This is a genomic window from Thioclava sp. F36-7, from assembly GCF_002020075.1.
Lineage (GTDB): Bacteria > Pseudomonadota > Alphaproteobacteria > Rhodobacterales > Rhodobacteraceae > Thioclava > Thioclava sediminum.
In genome coordinates, this window is record NZ_MPZR01000001.1 from 620,226 (window position 1) to 640,128 (window position 19,903).

The 19,903-nt window shown below is 63.0% G+C and carries 18 protein-coding genes; 13 read left to right on the forward strand and 5 right to left on the reverse strand.

Annotated features, from left to right (window positions below):
• Window positions 1–31 precede the first annotated feature (31 nt).
• Genes BMI89_RS02715 through BMI89_RS02725 form a run of 3 tightly spaced genes read right to left on the reverse strand, consistent with a single transcriptional unit; the run spans window position 32 to window position 2,597 of the window.
• Window positions 32–550, reverse strand: a complete 519-nt coding sequence (locus BMI89_RS02715) for a flavin reductase family protein (protein WP_078569769.1) — start codon at window positions 548–550, stop codon at window positions 32–34.
• Window positions 550–1,443: an aldo/keto reductase gene (locus BMI89_RS02720; RefSeq protein ID WP_078569737.1), complete on the reverse strand. Its 894-nt coding sequence runs from the start codon at window positions 1,441–1,443 to the stop codon at window positions 550–552. Before BMI89_RS02720 ends, BMI89_RS02715 begins: the two co-directional genes overlap by 1 nt.
• Window positions 1,443–2,597 (reverse strand): LLM class flavin-dependent oxidoreductase, encoded by a 1,155-nt coding sequence (locus BMI89_RS02725; protein WP_078569738.1) that lies wholly within the window; start codon window positions 2,595–2,597, stop codon window positions 1,443–1,445. The genes BMI89_RS02720 and BMI89_RS02725 overlap by 1 nt, the downstream gene beginning before the upstream one ends.
• A gap of 92 nt (window positions 2,598–2,689) precedes the next feature.
• On the opposite strand from BMI89_RS02725, the gene BMI89_RS02730 reads away from it, so the two are divergent.
• Together BMI89_RS02730 and BMI89_RS02735 are read left to right on the forward strand one after the other, a co-directional pair.
• Window positions 2,690–3,406, forward strand: coding sequence for a GntR family transcriptional regulator (locus tag BMI89_RS02730; protein ID WP_210402134.1), 717 nt, complete (start codon window positions 2,690–2,692; stop codon window positions 3,404–3,406).
• 10 nt (window positions 3,407–3,416) lie between these two features.
• Complete coding sequence (locus BMI89_RS02735; RefSeq protein ID WP_078569739.1) at window positions 3,417–4,550, forward strand: Gfo/Idh/MocA family oxidoreductase; 1,134 nt, start codon at window positions 3,417–3,419, stop codon at window positions 4,548–4,550.
• Between the two features lie 334 nt (window positions 4,551–4,884).
• Here the strand turns inward: BMI89_RS02735 and BMI89_RS02740 are convergent, their stop codons facing one another.
• The gene (locus BMI89_RS02740) at window positions 4,885–5,136 is read right to left on the reverse strand and encodes a UTRA domain-containing protein (RefSeq protein WP_143593796.1); all 252 of its coding nucleotides are present in this window, start codon (window positions 5,134–5,136) and stop codon (window positions 4,885–4,887) included.
• Window positions 5,137–5,398: 262 nt separating this feature from the next.
• Window positions 5,399–6,475, reverse strand: coding sequence for a LacI family DNA-binding transcriptional regulator (locus BMI89_RS02745; RefSeq protein ID WP_078569741.1), 1,077 nt, complete (start codon window positions 6,473–6,475; stop codon window positions 5,399–5,401).
• Between the two features lie 198 nt (window positions 6,476–6,673).
• On the opposite strand from BMI89_RS02745, the gene BMI89_RS02750 reads away from it, so the two are divergent.
• The 11 genes from BMI89_RS02750 to BMI89_RS02800 all read left to right on the forward strand — a co-directional run bounded on the left by BMI89_RS02750 (window position 6,674) and on the right by BMI89_RS02800 (window position 19,855).
• The gene (locus BMI89_RS02750) at window positions 6,674–7,918 is read left to right on the forward strand and encodes an ABC transporter substrate-binding protein (protein WP_078569742.1); all 1,245 of its coding nucleotides are present in this window, start codon (window positions 6,674–6,676) and stop codon (window positions 7,916–7,918) included.
• 105 nt (window positions 7,919–8,023) lie between these two features.
• Window positions 8,024–8,908: a sugar ABC transporter permease gene (locus BMI89_RS02755; protein ID WP_078569743.1), complete on the forward strand. Its 885-nt coding sequence runs from the start codon at window positions 8,024–8,026 to the stop codon at window positions 8,906–8,908.
• Entirely contained in the window at window positions 8,905–9,792 is an 888-nt protein-coding gene (locus BMI89_RS02760) for a carbohydrate ABC transporter permease (protein WP_078569744.1), read from the forward strand. The genes BMI89_RS02755 and BMI89_RS02760 overlap by 4 nt, the downstream gene beginning before the upstream one ends.
• 4 nt (window positions 9,793–9,796) lie before the next feature.
• Complete coding sequence (locus BMI89_RS02765; protein WP_078569745.1) at window positions 9,797–10,888, forward strand: ABC transporter ATP-binding protein; 1,092 nt, start codon at window positions 9,797–9,799, stop codon at window positions 10,886–10,888.
• 34 nt (window positions 10,889–10,922) lie between these two features.
• Complete coding sequence (locus BMI89_RS02770) at window positions 10,923–11,702, forward strand: sugar phosphate isomerase/epimerase (protein ID WP_078569746.1); 780 nt, start codon at window positions 10,923–10,925, stop codon at window positions 11,700–11,702.
• A complete protein-coding gene (locus BMI89_RS02775) occupies window positions 11,699–12,841 on the forward strand; it encodes a Gfo/Idh/MocA family oxidoreductase (protein WP_078569747.1) in 1,143 nt (380 codons plus the stop codon). The genes BMI89_RS02770 and BMI89_RS02775 overlap by 4 nt, the downstream gene beginning before the upstream one ends.
• Window positions 12,842–12,908: 67 nt before the next feature.
• The gene (locus tag BMI89_RS02780) at window positions 12,909–13,973 is read left to right on the forward strand and encodes a sugar phosphate isomerase/epimerase family protein (protein WP_078569748.1); all 1,065 of its coding nucleotides are present in this window, start codon (window positions 12,909–12,911) and stop codon (window positions 13,971–13,973) included.
• Between the two features lie 35 nt (window positions 13,974–14,008).
• Complete coding sequence (locus BMI89_RS02785; protein WP_078569770.1) at window positions 14,009–15,124, forward strand: Gfo/Idh/MocA family oxidoreductase; 1,116 nt, start codon at window positions 14,009–14,011, stop codon at window positions 15,122–15,124.
• Window positions 15,125–15,191: 67 nt separating this feature from the next.
• Entirely contained in the window at window positions 15,192–17,060 is a 1,869-nt protein-coding gene (locus tag BMI89_RS02790; protein ID WP_078569749.1) for an SLC13 family permease, read from the forward strand.
• 374 nt (window positions 17,061–17,434) lie between these two features.
• Window positions 17,435–18,229 carry an ion transporter gene (locus BMI89_RS02795; RefSeq protein WP_108722444.1) on the forward strand — a complete coding sequence of 265 codons (795 nt, stop codon included), beginning with the start codon at window positions 17,435–17,437 and terminating at the stop codon, window positions 18,227–18,229.
• A 354-nt stretch (window positions 18,230–18,583) separates the two neighbouring features.
• Window positions 18,584–19,855: a site-specific integrase gene (locus tag BMI89_RS02800; RefSeq protein ID WP_078569750.1), complete on the forward strand. Its 1,272-nt coding sequence runs from the start codon at window positions 18,584–18,586 to the stop codon at window positions 19,853–19,855.
• The last annotated feature ends 48 nt before the right edge of the window (window positions 19,856–19,903 follow it).

Genomic DNA, 19,903 nt, shown 5'->3' on the forward strand with positions numbered 1-19,903 from the left:
CTGCGCGGTCCGGGCCGGATATGTCAGCGCCTCAGTTCATCTCGATCCGTCGCACCTGTCCGCGGAAAAAGGCCAGCGCATCGCCATCGTCGCGCATCACCGCGCGCTCCACCTGACCCAGCACCAGCAGGTGATCGCCGCCCTCGTGGCAGGCGACGCGATGACACTCGAACCGCGCGAGACAGCCGTCGATCAGCGGCACGCCATGATCGTTGAGGTGATAGGCGTGATCGAGCAGCGCATGGGCGTTCTTCGTCGTCGCGAAACACAGATCGTCCTGATCGGCGGCCAGCACGTGGATCGCGTAATGCTCGGCCTTCTCGAAATGCACGAAGCGGCGCGAGTTGCGATCCGGGGCCCAGATCACCAGCGGCGGATCGAGCGAGACCGAAGAGAAACTGTTCGCCGTGATCGCGACAGGGCCGTTCTCGCTGGCGGCGGTCACGATGGTGATGCCCGTGGCAAACCGCCCGAAGGCGTCGCGCAGCAAGCGGGTATTCTCTGGGCCCGGCACGAAAGTGCGCGGGGTGAACTGGCGGGTTGCGTTCATCATGGGACCTCCTGACCGAGCCCGGCCTCGTAGAGGCGGAACCAGGTCTCCCTGTCGATCTGAACCTTGAGCGCATCGGAAAGCTTCGCGATCCGCTCAAGGTTATTCGTCCCCATCACCGGGATGATCCGCGCGGGATGCGCCAGCAGGAAGGCCGTCGCGACAGCCGCACGATCCACGCCCTGCGTCTGCGCGATCTCATCAAGAACGCTTTGCACGCGACCCTCGCCGGTCATCAGCGCGCCGCCACCCAGCGGCGACCATGCCATCACGGGCTGGGACTGACGCTGGTGGAAGGCCAGATCGCCGTTGGTGAAGGGCTGCAGACAGCCAAGGCTGATCTCGATTTGGTTGGTCACCAGCGGCGTCTTCATCCCCGATTGCAGCAGCTCCCAGTCCCACGGGCGGAAGTTCGATACGCCCACCGCGCGCACCTTGCCCGAGGCGACCAGATCATCGAGCGTGGCCCCTGTCTCGTGATGGTCCATCAGCGGATCGGGCCGGTGGATAAGCAGCAGGTCGATCCGGTCGGTGGCCAGCTCCCGCAGCGAGGCCTCGACCGAGGCTTCGATATGGGCGCGCGAGGTGTCGTAATGCTTCACCTTGCGATGCGAATGACGGCCCGCCGCGACGATGATGTCACATTTCGTGACGATCTCCATCTGGTCGCGCAGCGACGGGTCTTCGCGCATCGCCGCGCCGAAGACCCCCTCAGCCGTGTAGCCGCCATAGATATCGGCATGATCGAACGTGGTGATCCCCTGCTCCAGACAGGCGTCGATCTTGGCGCGCACATGGGCGGGCGAGGTGTCGGCATCGTCGGCCAGTCGCCACATGCCATAGACGATCCGGCTGAGCGCGACATCCGAGGTAAGGTCGATCTTCTTCTCCATTAGCGGCGTTCCCCTTCTGCGAGCGGTGTTGCCGGCGGCCCCATCGGGACGCGACCATAGATTTCGGGCAGCGAGACCGTGTCGAGATGCGGCATCACGAGACGGCCGAACTGGCGAGCCTCGTCGATATGCGGATAGCCCGACAGGATGAAGGCGCGAATGCCCATCTTGCGATATTCCTCGAGCTTCGAGAGCACCTGATCGGCCGAGCCCACCAGCGCCGCGCCGCAGCCCGAACGCGCGCGCCCCACCCCGGTCCAGAGGTTCGGCTCGACATAGCCGCTCTCATCAGCGATCTCGCGGTTGCGCGCCTGCTTCGACACGCCGAGCGAGCCCGCATCATGCGCCCGCTCGCGGATTTTCCGGCCTTCCTCGTCATCGAGCTTCGAGACAAGTTCCTGCGCGTATTCCTTCGCCTCGGCCTCGGTGTCGCGCACGATCACATGGACTCGCAGCCCGTAGTCGAGAACGCGCCCGTGCCGCTCGGCGGCCTCGTTGACCACCTTCATCCGGCCTTCCAGCTCTTCCTTCGTCTCGGGCCACATCAGGTAGACGTCGCAATGCTCTGCGCACAGCTCGACCGCCGCCGGGGAATAGCCGCCGAAATAGAGAAGCGGGCCGCCCTGCTGATAGGGCTTCGCCGGGTCGGTCGTGAGGCCTTTGAAATTGTAGACCTGACCTTCGTAATTGATCTCGTCTTGGGTCCAGGCCTGCTTGAGAATCTCCACCACCTCGCGCGAGCGCTGGTAGCGGAATTCGCTCTCTTCCTTCTCGCCCGGGAAATCCGACGAGATGATGTTCACCGTCAGACGGCCTTCGAGCATGTGGTCGAGCGTCGCGATGGTGCGCGCCAGCATGATCGGTTGCATTTCCCCGCAGCGCACGGCGGCGAGGAAATTCATCCGGTTGGTGATCTGGCTGGCGCCGGCCACAAAGCTCAGCGTGTCTTGGCCCACCTGATAGCTCGACGGGCACAGGATGTTACGGAAGCCCTGCCGCTCGGCCTCTCGCACGATATCGGAACAATGCGCCCAGCTGGAGCGGAGATCGCCCTCGGGCTGGCCGAGATAGCGGTAATCATCCGAACACAGGGCAGAAAACCAGGACACCTCCGCGGCATCGAGATCACCCGATCTCACCGGCACAACAGTCATGCGTTCCTCCCTCGCGATTCCCGTTCGATTTCCCTTCACTTAGCAGTCGCCTTGATATAGATCAATACTGTATCAATTTTTGGGGCGACCAAGTGACACAGGCAAATCAAGGGTCAGAGCGCACCGGACTGCCGATCTACAAGCAGGTTTCCGAAGTGCTGATTCGAGATATCGCGGCGGGCCGACTGACCGACGGGGAGCGCCTTCCCCCCGAACGGACGATGGCCGCGCAGCTGAAGATCGCGGTGGGCACTTTGCGGCGCGCGCTGGAGGATCTGGAGGAGAAAGGTCTACTGGAGCGGGTTCAGGGCTCGGGCAATTACATCCGCACCCGCAACCTTCGCGACCATTTCTACTCCATGCTGCGGATCGAGCTCCTGTCGGGAGGCGGATTTCCGAATGCCCGCATCCTCTCGGTCGATGTGATGGACAAGCCCGCCGACCTGCCGGAGTTTGGCACGTCCAAGCGCGCGAGCCGGGTGCGCCGCCTGCGCTTTCTCGACGAGACGCCGGTCGCAGCGGAGGAAATCTGGCTCGACGCCGCGAAAGGCGAGGTGAAAGCCGAGGATCTCGAGGACTCGCTTTACGCCTACTACCAACGCGCGCTCGGCTTCTGGATCGCGAGCGCCGAGGATCGGGTCAGCTTCGCGCCGATGCCGGACTGGGGGCCGTCGGAGCTCGACTGCCGCCCCGGTGAGACCGCTGGCTATATCGAGCGCTTCAGCTGGGCCGACGGCCCTGCCCCGGTCGAATTTTCGCGCACATGGTTCGACACCAGCCGCGCACATTACGTTCAACGCATGAGATGAGGAGGCTCGGATGAGCGTCACCAAGACGGGACCCGTTCGCTACGGCATGATCGGCTGCGGCATGATGGGACAGGAACACCTGCGCAATATTGCGCTGCTGGACGGGGCGGAGGTCGCGGCGATCTTCGAACCCGACGCGGAGATGGCGCAGGCCGCGCAGACGCTCGCCCCCGGGGCGAAGATGGCGGGGTCGGTGGCGGAGCTTCTGGCGGTGGAGGCGCTCGACTGCCTAGTCATCACCAGCCCGAATTTCCGCCATCTCGAACAGCTCGAAGAGATCGCATCGACCCGCCCGCTGCCGGTGCTCGTGGAAAAGCCGCTTTTTACCGATCCGACCCATGCGGAGCGGCTGCAAGCCTTCCGCGACAGCTACCCCGCTCCGGTTTGGGTCGCGATGGAATATCGCTACATGCCGCCGATCGCCGCCTTCCTCGACGAGGCCGAGGCAGCGACGGGCGGGATCACCATGCTCACGGTCCGCGAACACCGCTTCCCATTCCTGTTCAAGGTCGGCAACTGGAACCGCTTCAACCGCTACACGGGCGGCACCTTCGTCGAGAAATGCTGCCATTTCTTCGATCTGATGCGGCTCGCCCTGAAATCCGAGCCGGTGCGCGTCATGGCCTCCGCTCCTGCGCCGGTGAACCACGTCACCGAGGCCGACGCGCCTGATATCCTCGATGCGGGCTTCGCCATCGTCGAATTCGAGAGCGGCGCGCGGGCGATGCTGGAGCTGTGCATGTATGCCGAGGGCGCGCGCTATCAGGAGGAGGTCACCGCCGTCGGACCCAATGGCAAGATCGAGGCGCTGGTGCCCGGCCCGACCCGGTTCTGGCCCGCACATCTGGGCGCGCCGCCGGTGCCGAAACTGGTGATCTCGCCGCGCGATCCGAAAGGCCCGGTGGAGCGCGAGCTGCCGGTGCCCAAGGAACTGCTCGCCGCGGGCGATCACAACGGGTCCACCTATCACCAGCATGTAGGCTTCATCGCCCTCGTGCGCGGGGAGCGCAGCGCGCCTGAGGTCACGCTGGAAGATGGCTGGGCTGCCGTCGCTATCGGCCAAGCGGTGCAGCGCTCGATCGAGACCGGCGAGGTGGTGCGCCTCGCCGACCATCCCTGGCAGCACGAGACCGAAGACGCCTGAACGCCACAAGCGACGCTCCCCGAAAACGAAAACCGCTGTGCCCTCCCTCGAGAAGGCACAGCGGAGAAGTCTTGCTAAGTCGGACCGAGGCCACCCCTCGAGCTCGCGGTCACTTGGATAGCCGCACTGCGAGCTCAGGCCGCGCCACAACATCGGCAAGCGCGGAATAGACCCGATCTGATCACCGGAAACTTGCCCGTTCGAAGCGGGGGGGGGCCGATTGGTGGGGCTCTGCTGAACAAATCCTGTGAGGGATTCATCTCGTGAATCTGACCAGCCACCGGCGGTTCACCCAGTCGCAATTGAAGACAAGTTAACGTTTGATCCGCCCCCTTCACAGCTCCAGGCGCATCCGATGAGACGGCGAGAAGGCTTGCCGCGCATAGGTAATCGGTTGCGCATCAAGCCAGGTCACCCGGAGCATCGTGAGCACCGGATCGTCGGGCGCGCAGACAAGAGGTTTTGCAGCCGCCCCGGCAGATTCCGCCAGGCTTTCCATCCTGCCGGGAGTATAGGGTGTCTGCCGGAGGAGCCAGCCATTCGGGTTCTTCTTCGATAGGTCCACTTCTTCGATCTTGGGGCTCAAGGGCCCGAATTTTTGCAAGCGTTTGAATTTAATACATTTGTTGCGCCCACAGCAAAGCCACCGGCCGCAGAGACAATAAATCATTTGACTTCAATGACTTAGATCCACGGACCCCGCGCCAACCGATTAACGCACGGCCTCCTTGCCTCAAAATTAGCGAAGAAGACGTCTACGATACACGGGGCCATTCAAGCGATGGTGCCTGGGCCTGAAGATATTCGACAGCGACATCGCTGTGCTTTGAAGACACTCGGATCGCGCCTCAGCTTTTCGCGGCCGGGGCGGCAACAGTGCTGCGCTCGACAAGTTCGCAGTCGAGGATCCGACGGGCGCACTGCCCCGGCCCGTTTTCGAGCATGTCGATCACCATCTCGGCCGCGACCGCTCCCATTTGCTGCCGCGGCTGGCGAATTGTAGTGAGCGGCGGGTCGGAGATCTCGGCCAGCATCGTGTCATCGAAGCCGATGACGGAGAGGTCGCGCGGCACGTCCAGACCGGCTTGCTGTGCGGCACGAATCGCACCCAGGGCGGATTCGTCATTGGCGCAGAAGATTGCGGTTGGCGGATCCGGCAAGGCAAGCAGGGCGCGGGTTGCGCGCCGTCCGGTCTCGAAGCTGAAATCCCCCGGCGCTTCGAGGGCGGGATCCGCTGGCAGTCCTGCCTGCGAGAGGGCGCGCCGATACCCCTCGCGTCGTTCGCGGCTGATGATCCGCGCCATCGGGCCGCACAGATGCGCGATCCGGCGATGTCCCAGCGCATGAAGATGGGCCACCGCCTGCGCGGCCCAGCCGACATTGTCTACCAGCACCGCGCAGAGCGCGAGTTCGGGATTGTCTTCTGACACCAGCACGACCGGACCTTGCTCGGCCATTTTGCGCGAGAGGCCCGCGGGCAGATGGCCGGTCAGCAGGATCAGGCCGTCCACGCGCCGCCCCAGATATTGCTCGGCGTAGAGACGTTCGACGTCTTCGAGCCCATCCGTTCCGCCCACCACCACCGAAAACTGACGCTCACGCGCGACATATTCCGCGCCCTTGATCAGCTCGGCGTAGAACGGGTTTTCAAGGTCCTGCACGAGGATCAACAGCGAATTGGCCGCCTGGGCGCGCAGTTGGCGTCCGATCAGGTTGGGACGGAAACCGAGCTCCTCGGCGATCTCATGCACCAGCTCGCGGGTCTTGGGGCTGACTTGGTCGGGACGGGTGAGCGCACGCGACACCGTCGCGGTCGAGACACCGGCGCGGCGCGCCACGTCGGCCATCGTGTGGCGCGGACCACTCGCCCCTGCCCCCGCCATTCCGCCCTCACCCGACTCACCGCTCACATTCGTCCCTTTCATTTCATTTTCTATAGGCCTTGCCGGTCCGCCTTCACCAGTGGCAGAGCGCTACACCTCCTGTATTTACTCGGAAATTTCATGATTGCAATCGATTACATGCGCGATTAGCGTGAAATGTAATCGATTGCACACGGGTTAGATCCCGGATGACGTCGAGACGCGCGATTGAGGAGTCGCGATCAATTCTGGGAGGAATTCATGCAAGCTCATAAAGGACGGCACGCCCTCGGCATCGCCGCATCTCTGGCACTCGGTCTCGCCGCAGCACAGGCGCAGGCGGCCGAAAAGGCAGAGGTGATCCACTGGTGGACCTCGGGCGGCGAACATGCCGCGGTCAAGGAATTCGAGAAGGCGTTCGACGCGCAGGGCGGCAAATGGGTCGATGCCGCGGTTGCCGGGGGCGGCGGCGATTCCGCGCGCGCCGACGGGATCAACCGCATCATCGGGGGCAATCCGCCTGCCGCCATGCAGTTCAACACCGGCAAGCAGTTCGACGAGCTGGTCTCGAACGGGCTGTTACGCAACCTAGATCCGCTGGCGAAGGAATATGGCTGGAAGGACAAGATCAACCCGGTGCTGCTGAACGCGGTGAGCCAAGATGGGCACATGTATGCCGTGCCGGTCGATATCCACTCCAACATCTGGCTCTGGTATTCGCCCGAACTGCTGAAGAAAGCGGGCGTCGAGCCACCCAAGACCTGGGACGACCTGTTCACCGATCTCGACGCGCTCAAGAAGCAGGGCGTGATCCCGCTCGCGCAGGCGGGCAGCGCCTGGACGCAAGCCCTGACGTTCTTCAACGTCATGATCGGCGAGGGTGGCAAGGACCTTTACATGAAGGTGCTCAAGGATCGCGACGTCGCGGCGGTGAAATCCCCGGAGTTCCTCAAGGTCGCTCAGACGTTCGGCAAACTGCGTGACTACGTGGATAGCGGGATGCAGGGTCGGCAGTGGAATCAGGCGACCGCGCTGGTGATCAACGACAAGGCCGGCTTCAACTTCATGGGCGACTGGGCCAAGGGCGAGATGGAACTCCAGAACAAAGTGCCCGGCAAGGACGTAGGCTGCATTCCGGCACTGGGGCACAATACCTACTGGGTCGGCGGCGATGTCTTCGTCTTCCCCAAGCTGAACGACAAGGCCGAGATCAAGGCACAGGACCTGCTTGCCAAGGTGCTGCTCGAACCCAAGGTGCAGCTGGCCTTCAATGAGAAGAAAGGCGCGGTGCCCGTGCTCAAGGACGTGCCGAGTCAGGATATGGACCAATGCGCGCAGCAAGGGCTCGCGCTGCTCAAGAAGGGCGACTACGTGCCCAGTTCGGACATCCTGATCTCGCCCGACATGAGCGGCTCCATAACCGATCTCGTGGCTTCGTTCTTCACCGACAAGAGCCAGACGCCCGAGAACTTCGTGAACCGCTTCGCCCAGATCATCGGCGGCTAAGCGGACGGGGCCGCGATCCGTCCCTTGGGGTCGCGGCCCCGGCGCGCCCAGCCTCCCCGGGCGCGCGCCCTCTCCCGAGACCGTCACGAGACAGGACATCACGACATGAAGCCGCTTCGACTGCGCCGCCTGAGCGCACAAGTTGCGCTCGTCCCGACATGGATCATCGTCATCTTCGCCTATATCGGCACGATCCTCTGGACGATCCGCATCTCCTTCACCAGTTCCGGCATCCTGCCCAAATACGACTTCGTCGGATTCAAGCAATATGACCGGCTATTCCAATCTTCCCGCTGGACGATCTCAGTCGAGAACCTCGCGATCTTCGGCCTGATCTTCGTCATCGGCTGTCTCGTGCTAGGCTTCCTGATGGCGGTGTTCCTCGATCAGAGGATCAAGGGGGAAGGGATTTTCCGCACGATCTTCCTCTACCCCTACGCGATGTCCTTCATCGTCACAGGCCTCGTCTGGGCCTGGATTCTGAACCCGACGCTGGGCATCCAGCAGGCGGTTCAGAACTGGGGCTGGAACGGCTTCACCTTCGACTGGCTGTCACGCGGTGACCGGGCGATCTATCTCGTAGGATTTGCCGGCATGTGGCAATCGGCGGGTCTTGTGATGGCGATCCTGCTGGCCGGTTTGCGTGGCGTGGATGAAGACATCTGGAAGGCCGCCCGTGTCGACGGCATCCCGCCGTGGCGCGTCTACCTCTCGATTGTGATCCCGATGCTCTCGAGCATGTTCGTCACCGCGGTGGTGCTGCTCGCGATCGCGGTGGTCAAAGTCTACGACATCGTGGTCGCGATGACCGGAGGCGGTCCCGGCATCTCGACGGAGGTGCCCGCCAAATTCGTCATCGATTACCTCTTCAACCGACAGAACATCGCGCTCGCGACCGCGGCCGCCTCAGTGATGTTCGTGGCCGTGCTCGTGGTGCTGGGGCCGTGGCTCTACAACCAGTATTTCCGCCAGGACCGGAGGGCGTCATGACCGCTGAGACCCAACCGCGCGGGCGCAAGCCCCGGCGGCTCACCGCCAGCCGGATCGGCATCTATGCCTTTCTCGTGCTCGCAGCCGCGTTCTTCCTGCTGCCCTTCTACGTGATGATCGTGACATCGTTCAAAACGATGCCCGAGATCCAGCAGGGTAATATCTTCGGCCTGCCCACGGACTTCACCCTCAAGCCCTGGTCCACGGCCTGGGCCCATGCCTGCACGGGCGTGAACTGCGAGGGCATCCGGGTGGGTGTGCTGAACTCCTTCGAGATCATGATCCCGGCTGCGACGCTCTCGATCCTGCTGGGCGCGATCAACGGCTACGCGCTGTCATTCTGGCGCCCGCGCGGGGGCAACCTGATCTTTGCGGTGCTGCTGCTGGGTGCGTTCATTCCTTACCAGGTCTACCTTTACCCGTTGGTGCGGATGCTCTCGAAAGTGTCGCTCTACAACACGCTGCCGGGCATCATCACCGTGCATGTGATCTTCGGCCTGCCGGTAATGACGCTGCTGTTTCGCAATTACTACGTCGCCGTGCCCGTGGACCTGTTTAAGGCTGCGCGGATCGACGGGGGCGGCTTCTGGACGATCTTCTTCCAACTGATGATCCCGATGTCCGGTCCGATCCTCGTCGTCGCCGCGATCCTGCAGGTCACAGGCATCTGGAACGACTTCCTCTTCGGCCTGATCTTCGCCGGGCGCGATCACCTGCCGATGACCGTCGAGCTCAACAACATCGTCAACACAACCACCGGCACCAAGGCCTACAACGTCAACATGGCCGCGACGATCCTGACGGCGCTGGTGCCGCTGATCGTCTACTTCGTCTCGGGCCGCTGGTTCGTCCGCGGCATCGCCGCCGGCGCCGTGAAAGGATAATGCAATGGAACCTTCCGTAAGTGTCCGCGACCTGCGCATCAGCTACGGCGCGCTGGACGTCATCGACAATCTGCAACTGGACATCACGCCGGGGGAATTCCTCGTGCTGCTGGGGCCCTCTGGCTGTGGCAAGTCCACCCTTCTCAACGCGATCGCAGGCCTGATCGACATCTCCGACGGCGAGGTCTGGATTTCGGGCAAGAACGTCACATGGGACGAACCCAAGGATCGCGGGATCGGCATGGTGTTCCAATCCTACGCGCTCTATCCGCAGATGTCGGTGGAGAGGAATCTAAGCTTCGGGCTGCGCGTCGCGCGGCATTCCAAGAAGGACATCGCGGAGCGCGTCTCCCGCGCAGCCGAGATCCTGCAGATCGAGCCTCTTTTGAAGCGTCGCCCCTCGAACCTGTCGGGCGGGCAGCGCCAGCGGGTCGCGATCGGTCGGGCGCTGGTGCGCGACGCGGATGTCTTCCTGTTCGACGAGCCGCTTTCCAACCTCGACGCCAAGCTGCGCGTCGACCTTCGCGTGGAGATCAAGCGGCTCCACCAGCGGCTACGCTCGACGATGATCTACGTCACCCACGATCAGATCGAGGCGCTCACGCTGGCTGACCGGATCGCGGTGATGCATGGCGGCGAGATCCAGCAGCTCGACGAGCCTCTCACGACCTACAACCGACCATGCAACATGTTCGTTGCGGGCTTCATCGGGTCACCAGCCATGAACTTCTTCGATGGGCGTCTGGTCGCCGGACAAGACGGCCCGATCTTCGAAGGGCAAGGCTTTGCCACGGGTCTCGCGGGCTATGACGGCAACGGCCCCCTGCCGGTTAATCGCGACGTGATCCTTGGCGTGCGCCCGGAACACGTGCTGTTCGACCGGGATGCGGCAGGCCAACCGGGAGAGGTCGAGGCCGTCGTAGAACTGGAAGAGCCGATGGGCGCGGACAGCCTCGTCTGGCTGACCTATGGCGAGGCCAAGCTCTCGGTGCGCTGCGCCTCCGGCAAACGCTACCGCCCCGGTGACCGTGTCCCCATCGCCTTCGACATTACGCGCGCGTCGATCTTCGACACGCAAAGCGAAAAGCGCCTCTAGGTGCGCACCTGATTTTTCCTAGGAGGAGAGAAACATGACCGATTTCAGTTACCAGCTTTACAGTTCGCGCAATGCGGGTCCACTCGACCAGACGCTCGGGATGCTGGCACAGGCAGGCTATGCAAGCGTCGAGGGGTTCGGCGGGCTCTATGAAAAACTCGGAACGTCTGACCTAGATGCGTTCCGCGCCCAGCTCGACGCGGCCGGGCTGAAGATGCCGACGGGACATTTCAGCCTCGATGTCGTGGAGACCGACCCGGACCGTGCAATTGCAATCGCGCGCGCGCTGGGGATGGAGGCGCTCTACGTGCCCTTCCTGATGCCCGATGACCGGCCCACCGATACGAAGGGCTGGCAGGAGCTCGGCATTCGGCTCGCCCGCGCTGGTGCCCCGATCCGCGCCGCCGGGTTCGGCTTCGGCTGGCACAACCACGACTTCGAGTTCAAGCCGCTCGCCGACGGCACGCTGCCGATGGAGCATATCCTCGCTGCGGGCGACCTCGACTGGGAGGCCGATATCGCCTGGATCACGCGCGGAGGGGCCGACCCGCTCGACTGGATCGCGCGGCATGGCAACCGGATTACGGCAGCGCATGTGAAGGATATCGCCCCCGAAGGCGAGAAAGCCGAGGAGGACGGCTGGGCCGACGTGGGCACCGGCATCATGGACTGGGCCCAGCTGCTCGAGGCCCTGCTCCGCGACAGCAAGGCCGCCCATTTCGTAATGGAGCATGACAACCCGTCCGACGACGCGCGCTTCGCCCGCAGCTCGATCGACAACGCGCGCAAGCTCTCCAAAGGGAGCGTGGCATGAGCACTGAACTCGGTATCGGCATCATCGGCTGCGGCAATATCTCGACCACCTATCTCGGTTTCGCGCCGCTCTTTCGCGGCATCAAACTCATCGCCTGCGCTGACCTGAACACGGCAGCCGCCAAGGCACGCGCGGAGGAATACGGCGTCGAGGCGCAAAGCGTGGAGGCCCTCCTCGCGAACCCTGCGATTGATGTCATCATCAACCTCACCGTCCCTGCGGCGCATTTCGAGGTCGCGAAAGCGGCGCTTGAGGCAGGCAAGCATGTCTACAGCGAAAAGCCCTTCGTTCTCTCGGCCGAAGACGGAAAGGCGCTGCGCGAGCTTGCGCAGGCCAAGGGGCTCTCGGTGGGCAGTTCGCCCGACACCTTCCTTGGCGGCGCGCATCAGCAGGCACGCGCGCTGATCGACGAGGGTAGCCTCGGCACGATCACGGCGGGCACGGCCCATGTGATGAGCCACGGCATGGAGCATTGGCACCCGAACCCGGATTTCTTCTTCAAGCCGGGCGGCGGTCCGATGCTCGATCTCGGGCCCTATTACCTTGCGAACCTTATCAACCTGATCGGCCCGGTGAAACGGGTGGCGGCACTGACCTCCACTGCGACGCCCACGCGCAGGATTACGTCTGAGCCGCGCAATGGCGAGACGATCGATGTCGAGACGCCCACCAACATCCATGCGTTGCTCGAATTTGCGCAAGGGGCCACCGTCACCCTGTCCACGAGCTGGGATGTCTGGGCGCACCGTCACGGCCCGATGGAGATCTACGGGACCGAGGGCTCGCTCTTTCTGCCGGATCCGAACTTCTTCGGCGGCCCGGTGGAGATCGCGGGGCGCGACGGGAAGATCGCGCCCGTGGAGCCCTGGGCCCACCCGTTCGGCAAGCCCAACCAGGAGCACCCGCATGGCATGGTCGCCAACTACCGCGCGGCGGGCCTTGCCGATATGGCGCTCTCTGTGATCGAGGGCCGCGAGGCGCGGTGTTCCATCGACCGCGCGCTGCACGGGATCGAGATCATGACGGCGATCCTGCGCTCGGGCGAGGAAGGTGGCTTCGTGGAGATGACCACGACCTGCACCCGCGCCCCGGCGCTCGACCCAGAGGGCGCGCGGGCGCTCTTGCGCAAACCAGACTGAACCCGGCCAAGCGCAGGGGACGGCCCCTCGCGCTTGGCCTGAAAGGACCCGACAGGAGTATTCCCAGATGAAGACGATCAAGGGGCCTGCCCTCTTTCTCGCGCAATTCGTGGGCGATGATGCGCCCTTCAACAGTCTCGACGCGATCTGCGGCTGGGCGGCCGGGCTCGGCTACAAGGGCGTGCAGATCCCGACATGGGACCGCCGCCTGATCGATCTCGAGCGCGCCGCCAGCTCGCAGGATTACTGCGATGAGATCACCGGAACAGTCGCCGCCCACGGAATGGAGGTGACGGAGCTTTCGACGCATCTGCAGGGCCAGCTCGTAGCTGCACACCCGGTCTATGACGAGCTGCTCGACGGCTTCGCCCCACCCGAGCTGCACGGCAAGCCCGCGGCGCGGCAGGCATGGGCCTGCGAGCAGGTTCGGCTTGCCGCGCGTGCCTCGCGCCGGATGGGGCTCTCGGCGATGCCGACCTTCTCGGGCGCGCTGGCTTGGCCCTTCCTCTACCCCTTCCCGCAACGCCCGCCGGGGCTGATCGAGAGCGCCTTCGACGAGCTGGCCGCGCGCTGGCGCCCGCTGCTCGACGCCTGCGAGGAGAGCGGCGTCGATGCCTGTTTCGAGCTGCATCCCGGCGAAGACCTGCATGACGGGGTCAGCTATGAGATGTTCCTCGCCCGGGTGGACAATCACACCCGCGCCAACCTACTCTACGATCCCTCGCATTTCGTTCTGCAGCAGCTCGATTATCTCGAGCATCTCGAGATCTACCGCGACCGTATCCGGGCCTTCCACGTCAAGGATGCGGAATTCGTGCCCTCGGGGCGCCAGGGCGTCTATGGTGGCTACCAGTCCTGGGTGGACCGCGCGGGGCGGTTCCGGTCGCTCGGCGACGGACAGGTGGATTTCGGGCGGATCTTCTCGCAGATGGCGGCGCATGACTTCGACGGCTGGGCCGTGCTTGAATGGGAATGCGCGCTCAAACATCCTGAGGACGGTGCGCGCGAGGGGGCGGAGTTCATCGCCCGCCACATCATCCGCGTGACCGATCACGCTTTCGACGATTTCGCAGGCGCGGGCACCGACGAAGGTGCCAATCGGCGTATTCTCGGGCTGGAGGGCACGACGTGAACGACACGAACGGACATCGCAAACTGCGCCTCGGCATGGTCGGCGGCGGCGAGGGCGCCTTCATCGGCGGCGTTCATCGCATCGCGGCGCGGCTCGACGACCGGTTTGATCTGGTCGCGGGTGCGCTTGCTTCTGAGCCTGCGCGCGCCCATCGCTCTGCGGCAGCACTGGGGTTGGACCCCACGCGCAGCTACGCGGATTTCGAGGTGATGGCGCGAGAAGAAGCGGCCCGGCCCGATGGGATCGAGGTTGTGTCGATCGTGACCCCCAATCATATGCATGCGCCTGTCGCGACCGCCTTCCTGCGCGCGGGCATTCACGTGATCTGCGACAAGCCGATGACACGCACACTCGAAGAGGCGGAAGCGTTGGCGGAAGAGGTGCGCGCCTCAAACGCGCTCTTCGTGCTTACGCATAATTACACAGGCTACGCGATGGTGCGACAGGCCCGCGCAATGGTGGGAGCCGGACAGCTCGGGCGCATCCGGGTCGTTCAGGTCGAGTATCCGCAGGATTGGCTCACCGAGCCGGTGGGAACGGATGGCGCGAAACAGGCCGTCTGGCGGACCGATCCCACGCGGGCCGGTGCAGCGGGGTCGCTTGGAGATATCGGCACCCACGCAATGAACCTCGCGAGCTTTGTCTCGGGGCTCGAGCCGCGCGAGATCTGCGCCGAACTCACCAGTTTCGTGCCAGGGCGCGCGGTCGATGACGACGTGCAGATGTTGATCCGTTATGCGAGCGGGGCGAAGGGTATGCTCTGGGCCAGCCAGGTCTCCCCGGGCAATGAGAATGGGCTGAAACTGCGCATTTACGGCGAGTCGGCGGGGCTCGAATGGCTGCAAACCGCGCCCGATAGTCTACGCGTGTCCCCCTTCGGAGAGCCCCCATATCTCCTGTCTCGGGGCGGACCGGGCCTCACGCCCGAGGTTGCCGAGATGGGCCGTGTTCCGGCCGGCCACCCGGAGGGGTTCCTCGAGGCCTTCGGCAACCTCTATAGCGCGACAGCTGACGCGATCCTGGCCCATGAGCGCGGCGAGCCCAAGCCGCTCGGGCTGCTGCCGGGTGTGGCGGATGGCCTAGCCGGGATGCGCTTCATCTCGGCGGCCTTGCGATCCTCGCAGGCAGGAGGTGTCTGGACAGCGCTCTGAGGTATGAATGAATAGCCCCGTGTATCATGGACGCCTTCTTCGCTAATTTTGAGGCAAGGAGGCCGTGATGACAGCGCCACAAATCACCTTGTTCGCGATTCTCGGCGGAACCCTTTCGTTGTTCTTGTGGGGGAGGTTTCGCCACGACCTGGTTGCCTTGGCCTCGCTGATGGCCTGCGTCTTGACCGGATTGGTTCCGGCGGATGCGGCGTTTGCGGGGTTTGGTCATCCCGCCGTGATTACCGTGGCCTGCGTGCTCCTACTAAGTCAGGGTTTACAAAATACCGGGGCGGTGGACTGGCTGGCGCGGGCAGTCCTACCATCCGAGGCGAACCGTCTGACCAGCATGACGGCGCTTGTGGCTCTTTCGGCTGTTCTTTCTGGCTTCATGAACAACGTCGGAGCGCTGGCGCTTCTCATGCCGATCGCGATCCGGCTCGCCGGGCGGCTGGACCTGACACCTGGGCAGATGCTGATGCCCCTGGCCTTTGGCACGATCCTCGGCGGCATGACCACGCTGGTCGGCACACCGCCTAACCTGATCGTCTCGGGTTTTCGCGCCGAAGCCGGATTGGGGCAGTTCGGTATGTTCGATTATGCCCCCGTAGGTGTGGCGGTCGCCTTCGTCGGCGTGGCTTTCATCGCGCTTCTGGGATGGCGCATCGTGCCTGCGCGCAAACCGATGAGCAAGGCAGGTTTCGACACTGGCAGCTATCTGACCGAGGTTCGGGTGCCGGATAAAAGTAAGGCCGTGGGACTGACCCTGCGCAAGTTCGAACGCGGGATTGAAAAAAGCGGCGCGCAGATCATTGGGCTGGTCCGCAACGACGTGCGGATGACCGCGCCACATGGTGGACGGCGCATACAGGCGGACGACGTTCTGATCCTGGAGGCCGAGGCTCAAGAGCTGGCCGAAGTGTTGTCGGCCTTCGGCATCACGCTTGAAGAGGAGGAGAGCGGATCGGCGCGAGCGGAAAGGAAAGCCGGAGAGACAACACCGCAGACTGAAAACGACGAAGCCGAGAGCAACAAGTCCGCCGAGGACACCGATGCAGCGACGAAGCCTTCGGACCGCGACGAGGATATCGTATTGCGCGAATTTGCGGTGCTGCCGGGCTCCACGATCGTCGGGCAGTCCGCGACAGACCTGCGGCTGCGGACGCGCTACGGGCTCAATCTTCTGGCTGTCTCACGCGAAGGGCGTCCCCCGCGGACGCGGCTGCGCACACTGAAGCTGAAACCTGGCGATCTGCTGATGTTGCAGGGGCCCGCCGAGATCATGGCCGATTTCATGAATGAGACCGGCTGCGCGCCTTTGGGAGAGCGCGAATTGCATCTTCCAAATGCGCGAATGGCAATCATCGCCAGCGCCCTCTTGCTTGGCTCTATCGGAATTGCCACCTTCGGCCTGCTGCCGGCATCCGTGGCCTTTACGTTGGGGGTTCTGGGCTCGATGCTCCTGCGAACCGTGCCGCCCGGGCAGGTCTACAAAGCCATCGACTGGCCAGTCATCGTCCTGCTGGGATCGCTTATCCCTGTGGCCGGCGCGATGCAGACCACTGGCGCGGCAGATGTTCTGGCGCGTTTTCTGGTCGAGACGATCGCGCGCGGGAACGCCATCGCGGCTCTGGCGGCAATTCTGGTCACCACGATGTTTCTCTCGGATTTGATGAACAATGCGGCCACGGCAGCGGTGCTGTCGCCAGTTGCCTTGGGCATCGCCGCTTCACTCGACGTGAACCCCGACAGCTTCCTGATGGCGGTGGCGATCGGGGCATCTTGTGCTTTCCTCACGCCGATCGGCCATCAGAACAACACTCTCATCCTCGGGTCAGGCGGCTTTCGCTTCGGCGACTACTGGAAGCTTGGACTGCCGCTCGAGGTGATCGTCGTTGCCGTAAGCTTGCCGCTGCTGCTGATCGTTTGGCCACTTTAGACCCCGGCGAAGGCACGCCCTGACCGGCAGTCCTCCAGAACATCGCCACCGACCCGACACCGTGGACCACCCGGCCTGCAACCACCGGACCGAGCACACTGCTTGTCGCGGTGGTCGGGAGCGTGATCCCAAAGCCGAGCGGCGGACCTGAGGCCGGTCATGAACTAACACTCAAGCCGGGCCACTCCAGTGGCGCTGATCACCTGCAAGCCGAGCGCCTCGATATACTGAAGTCTGTCGTCATACGCGTCTGGTGCCCTCTTGAAGCCGACATCGCGCGCGGCGACTGCGTCGAAGTGCTCAATCCTGAAAGGTGAGGTTGCGCAAACCCCGTCCGAGAACCATATCCCTCCCGCCGATAAGAGGGGGACTGTATGACTTTGCGCGACCGGATCGCGATGGCGCTCGACACATCAACTTTCAGGAACACGATCACGGCCGTGATCCTTTTCAACGCATTGCTTCTTGGACTGGAGACTTCGGAACGCGCGATGGCCTTGGCTGGCGATCTGATCCGGCTCCTCGACATGCTTTGCCTTTCGGTTTTCGTGATCGAGATTGGACTTAAGCTCGTGGTGCAGAGATTGGGCTTCTTCCGGTCTGGCTGGAACCTCTTCGATTTCACCATTGTCGGCGTGTCGCTTCTGCCCGGCGCGCAGGTCTTCAGCGTGCTGCGGGCGCTTCGAGTGCTGAGGCTCTTGCGCATCATTTCGGTCGCGCCGCGCCTGCGGCGCGTGGTCGAGGGGCTCATCAACGCCCTGCCGGGCATGGGCAGCGTCTTCCTCTTGATGGGCATCATCTTCTATATCGCGAGCGTGATGGCGACAAAGTTGTTCGGCGCGAGTTTCCCGCAGTGGTTCGGCTCGCTCGGACAATCAGCCTATTCACTGTTTCAGATCATGACGCTCGAGAGCTGGTCGATGGGGATTGTGCGCCCGGTGATGGAAACCCACCCTCTGGCTTGGGCCTTCTTCGTGCCTTTCATCATGGTCACGACCTTCGCAGTGGTGAACCTTCTGGTGGGCCTCATCGTAAATTCGATGCAGGATGCCCATTCCGAAGAGGAGACCACACGCACCGACGCCTACCGCGACGAGGTTCTCCTGCGGCTCGATGCGATCGAGCGGCGGATCGGAGATCTTCGGAAAGGCAACCAAACGGGCGGCTGACGCGAGGGGCAGAAGCGTGCCTGACCCTCCACGTCTCGCAGATGACCCGAGCGGATATCAGGCTCACTAGCTACATAACTGGGGAACCTGTCGGCACGCTCGGGCTCATCGCGCCTGGCGGCCTCACTCCTGGCTTTCACACGAGTAGCCGCAACAGTGTCTTCGTTGTGTTAACGGCTCATTTACTCTCAAATTGTTAGCCTGCCCACTCGTGCAGTTGATAGGAGAATGCAATGAAAGACCCGACCCAACCTGACACGGCGGAAGCCGTTTTACTCGACTATGTCGAGCGATATGGCTTAACGGACAGGGCACGAAGATACTTCCTCAACCTTGGCCAAGAGGAAGCATCCGATGGATCACGCGCCGAAGCTCGACACCCAAAAGACGATCAAAGCTCTTCCTGAAAGAGCGCATCCTTATTGGAACATTCTCGAGTATTGCCGTCACATTGGGCTCGAGAAGAAACCAGCTAAGCCCCTTCACTGGGTCGCTCGGATCCGCAAGAAGGATGGCCGCTATAAGCAGCAGCGGCTCGGACCCGCAGATTCGGAAAACTCTCAGGGCCTTTCCTACGAAGCGGCGATCTCGCTCGCGCGCGCTTGGTTCGCCGAGCAGGAATTGCGGGGCATCGCCTCTGCGAGCTATCCGGTGGGAACCACACAGCATCTGCGATATTCGAAGAGTGACACTGGCTTTACTGTGGGCGACGCCCTGATCGACTATGTGGAATGGAAGCGCATTGCTGCCACGAAGACGACCTTTGAGACGCTTGTCGCACTGATCAACTTCCATATTCTACCGCGCCTCGGATCAGTTCTGCTCGATGACCTCACCGGAAAGACCATCACCAATTTCTGTCGTGCCGTCCTTGAGACGCCACCCAAGCGCGGGAAACAGGCGCTCAAGGCAAGGGTAAAGATTGAGAGCCTCGACCCCGATGCGTTGCGCCGCAGGAAAGCAACACTGAATACACTGCTGGGGATAGTGCGAATAGCGGCTCGGATGGCCTGGGAGAACGGGCATACTGACTCGGAACGGTCTTGGCGCTGCATCCACCGCGTCCCGAATTTGGAAGTGCCTCGCCAGATCTTCCTTACCCGCGCACAGTGTCGCGAGCTGATCGCCGCATGCCGCCCGGATCTCGCGGACTTGGTGCGTGCAGCGCTTTATACGGGCTGTCGCGTGTCCGAGCTTTCAGCGCTTCGCGTGTGCGATGTCGGAAAAGACATCTTTGGCATTTACGTCTCCTCTCCCAAAGGCTGGCGACCACGCTATGTGTATCTCCCCGAGGAAGGGATGCGATTTTTCTTGGCCAAATGCGCCGGGAAAGCAGACGATGACATCGTCTTTCGCACTGGCGCAGGCCAGATCTGGAAAACCCGTCACAAACATCTCTTCAAAGCAGCTGTCGAGAAGGCCGGGCTGCCGCATGAATTCGTGTTCCACGGATTGCGGCACACTTATGCCAGTCAGCTTGTGCAGGCTGGCGCGCCGCTTGCCATCGTCGCGCGTCAACTCGGCCACGCGAACACAGACACGGTGAGCCGGACCTACGGCCATCTGTCTTGCGAGAGCATCGAACGTGAGCTCGCTCTGAGCTACCCCCTGAAATTCGGACACTGACATAAGCTACGATTTGCAGTCTGCTGATCTTCGACGAGAAGGAGATCA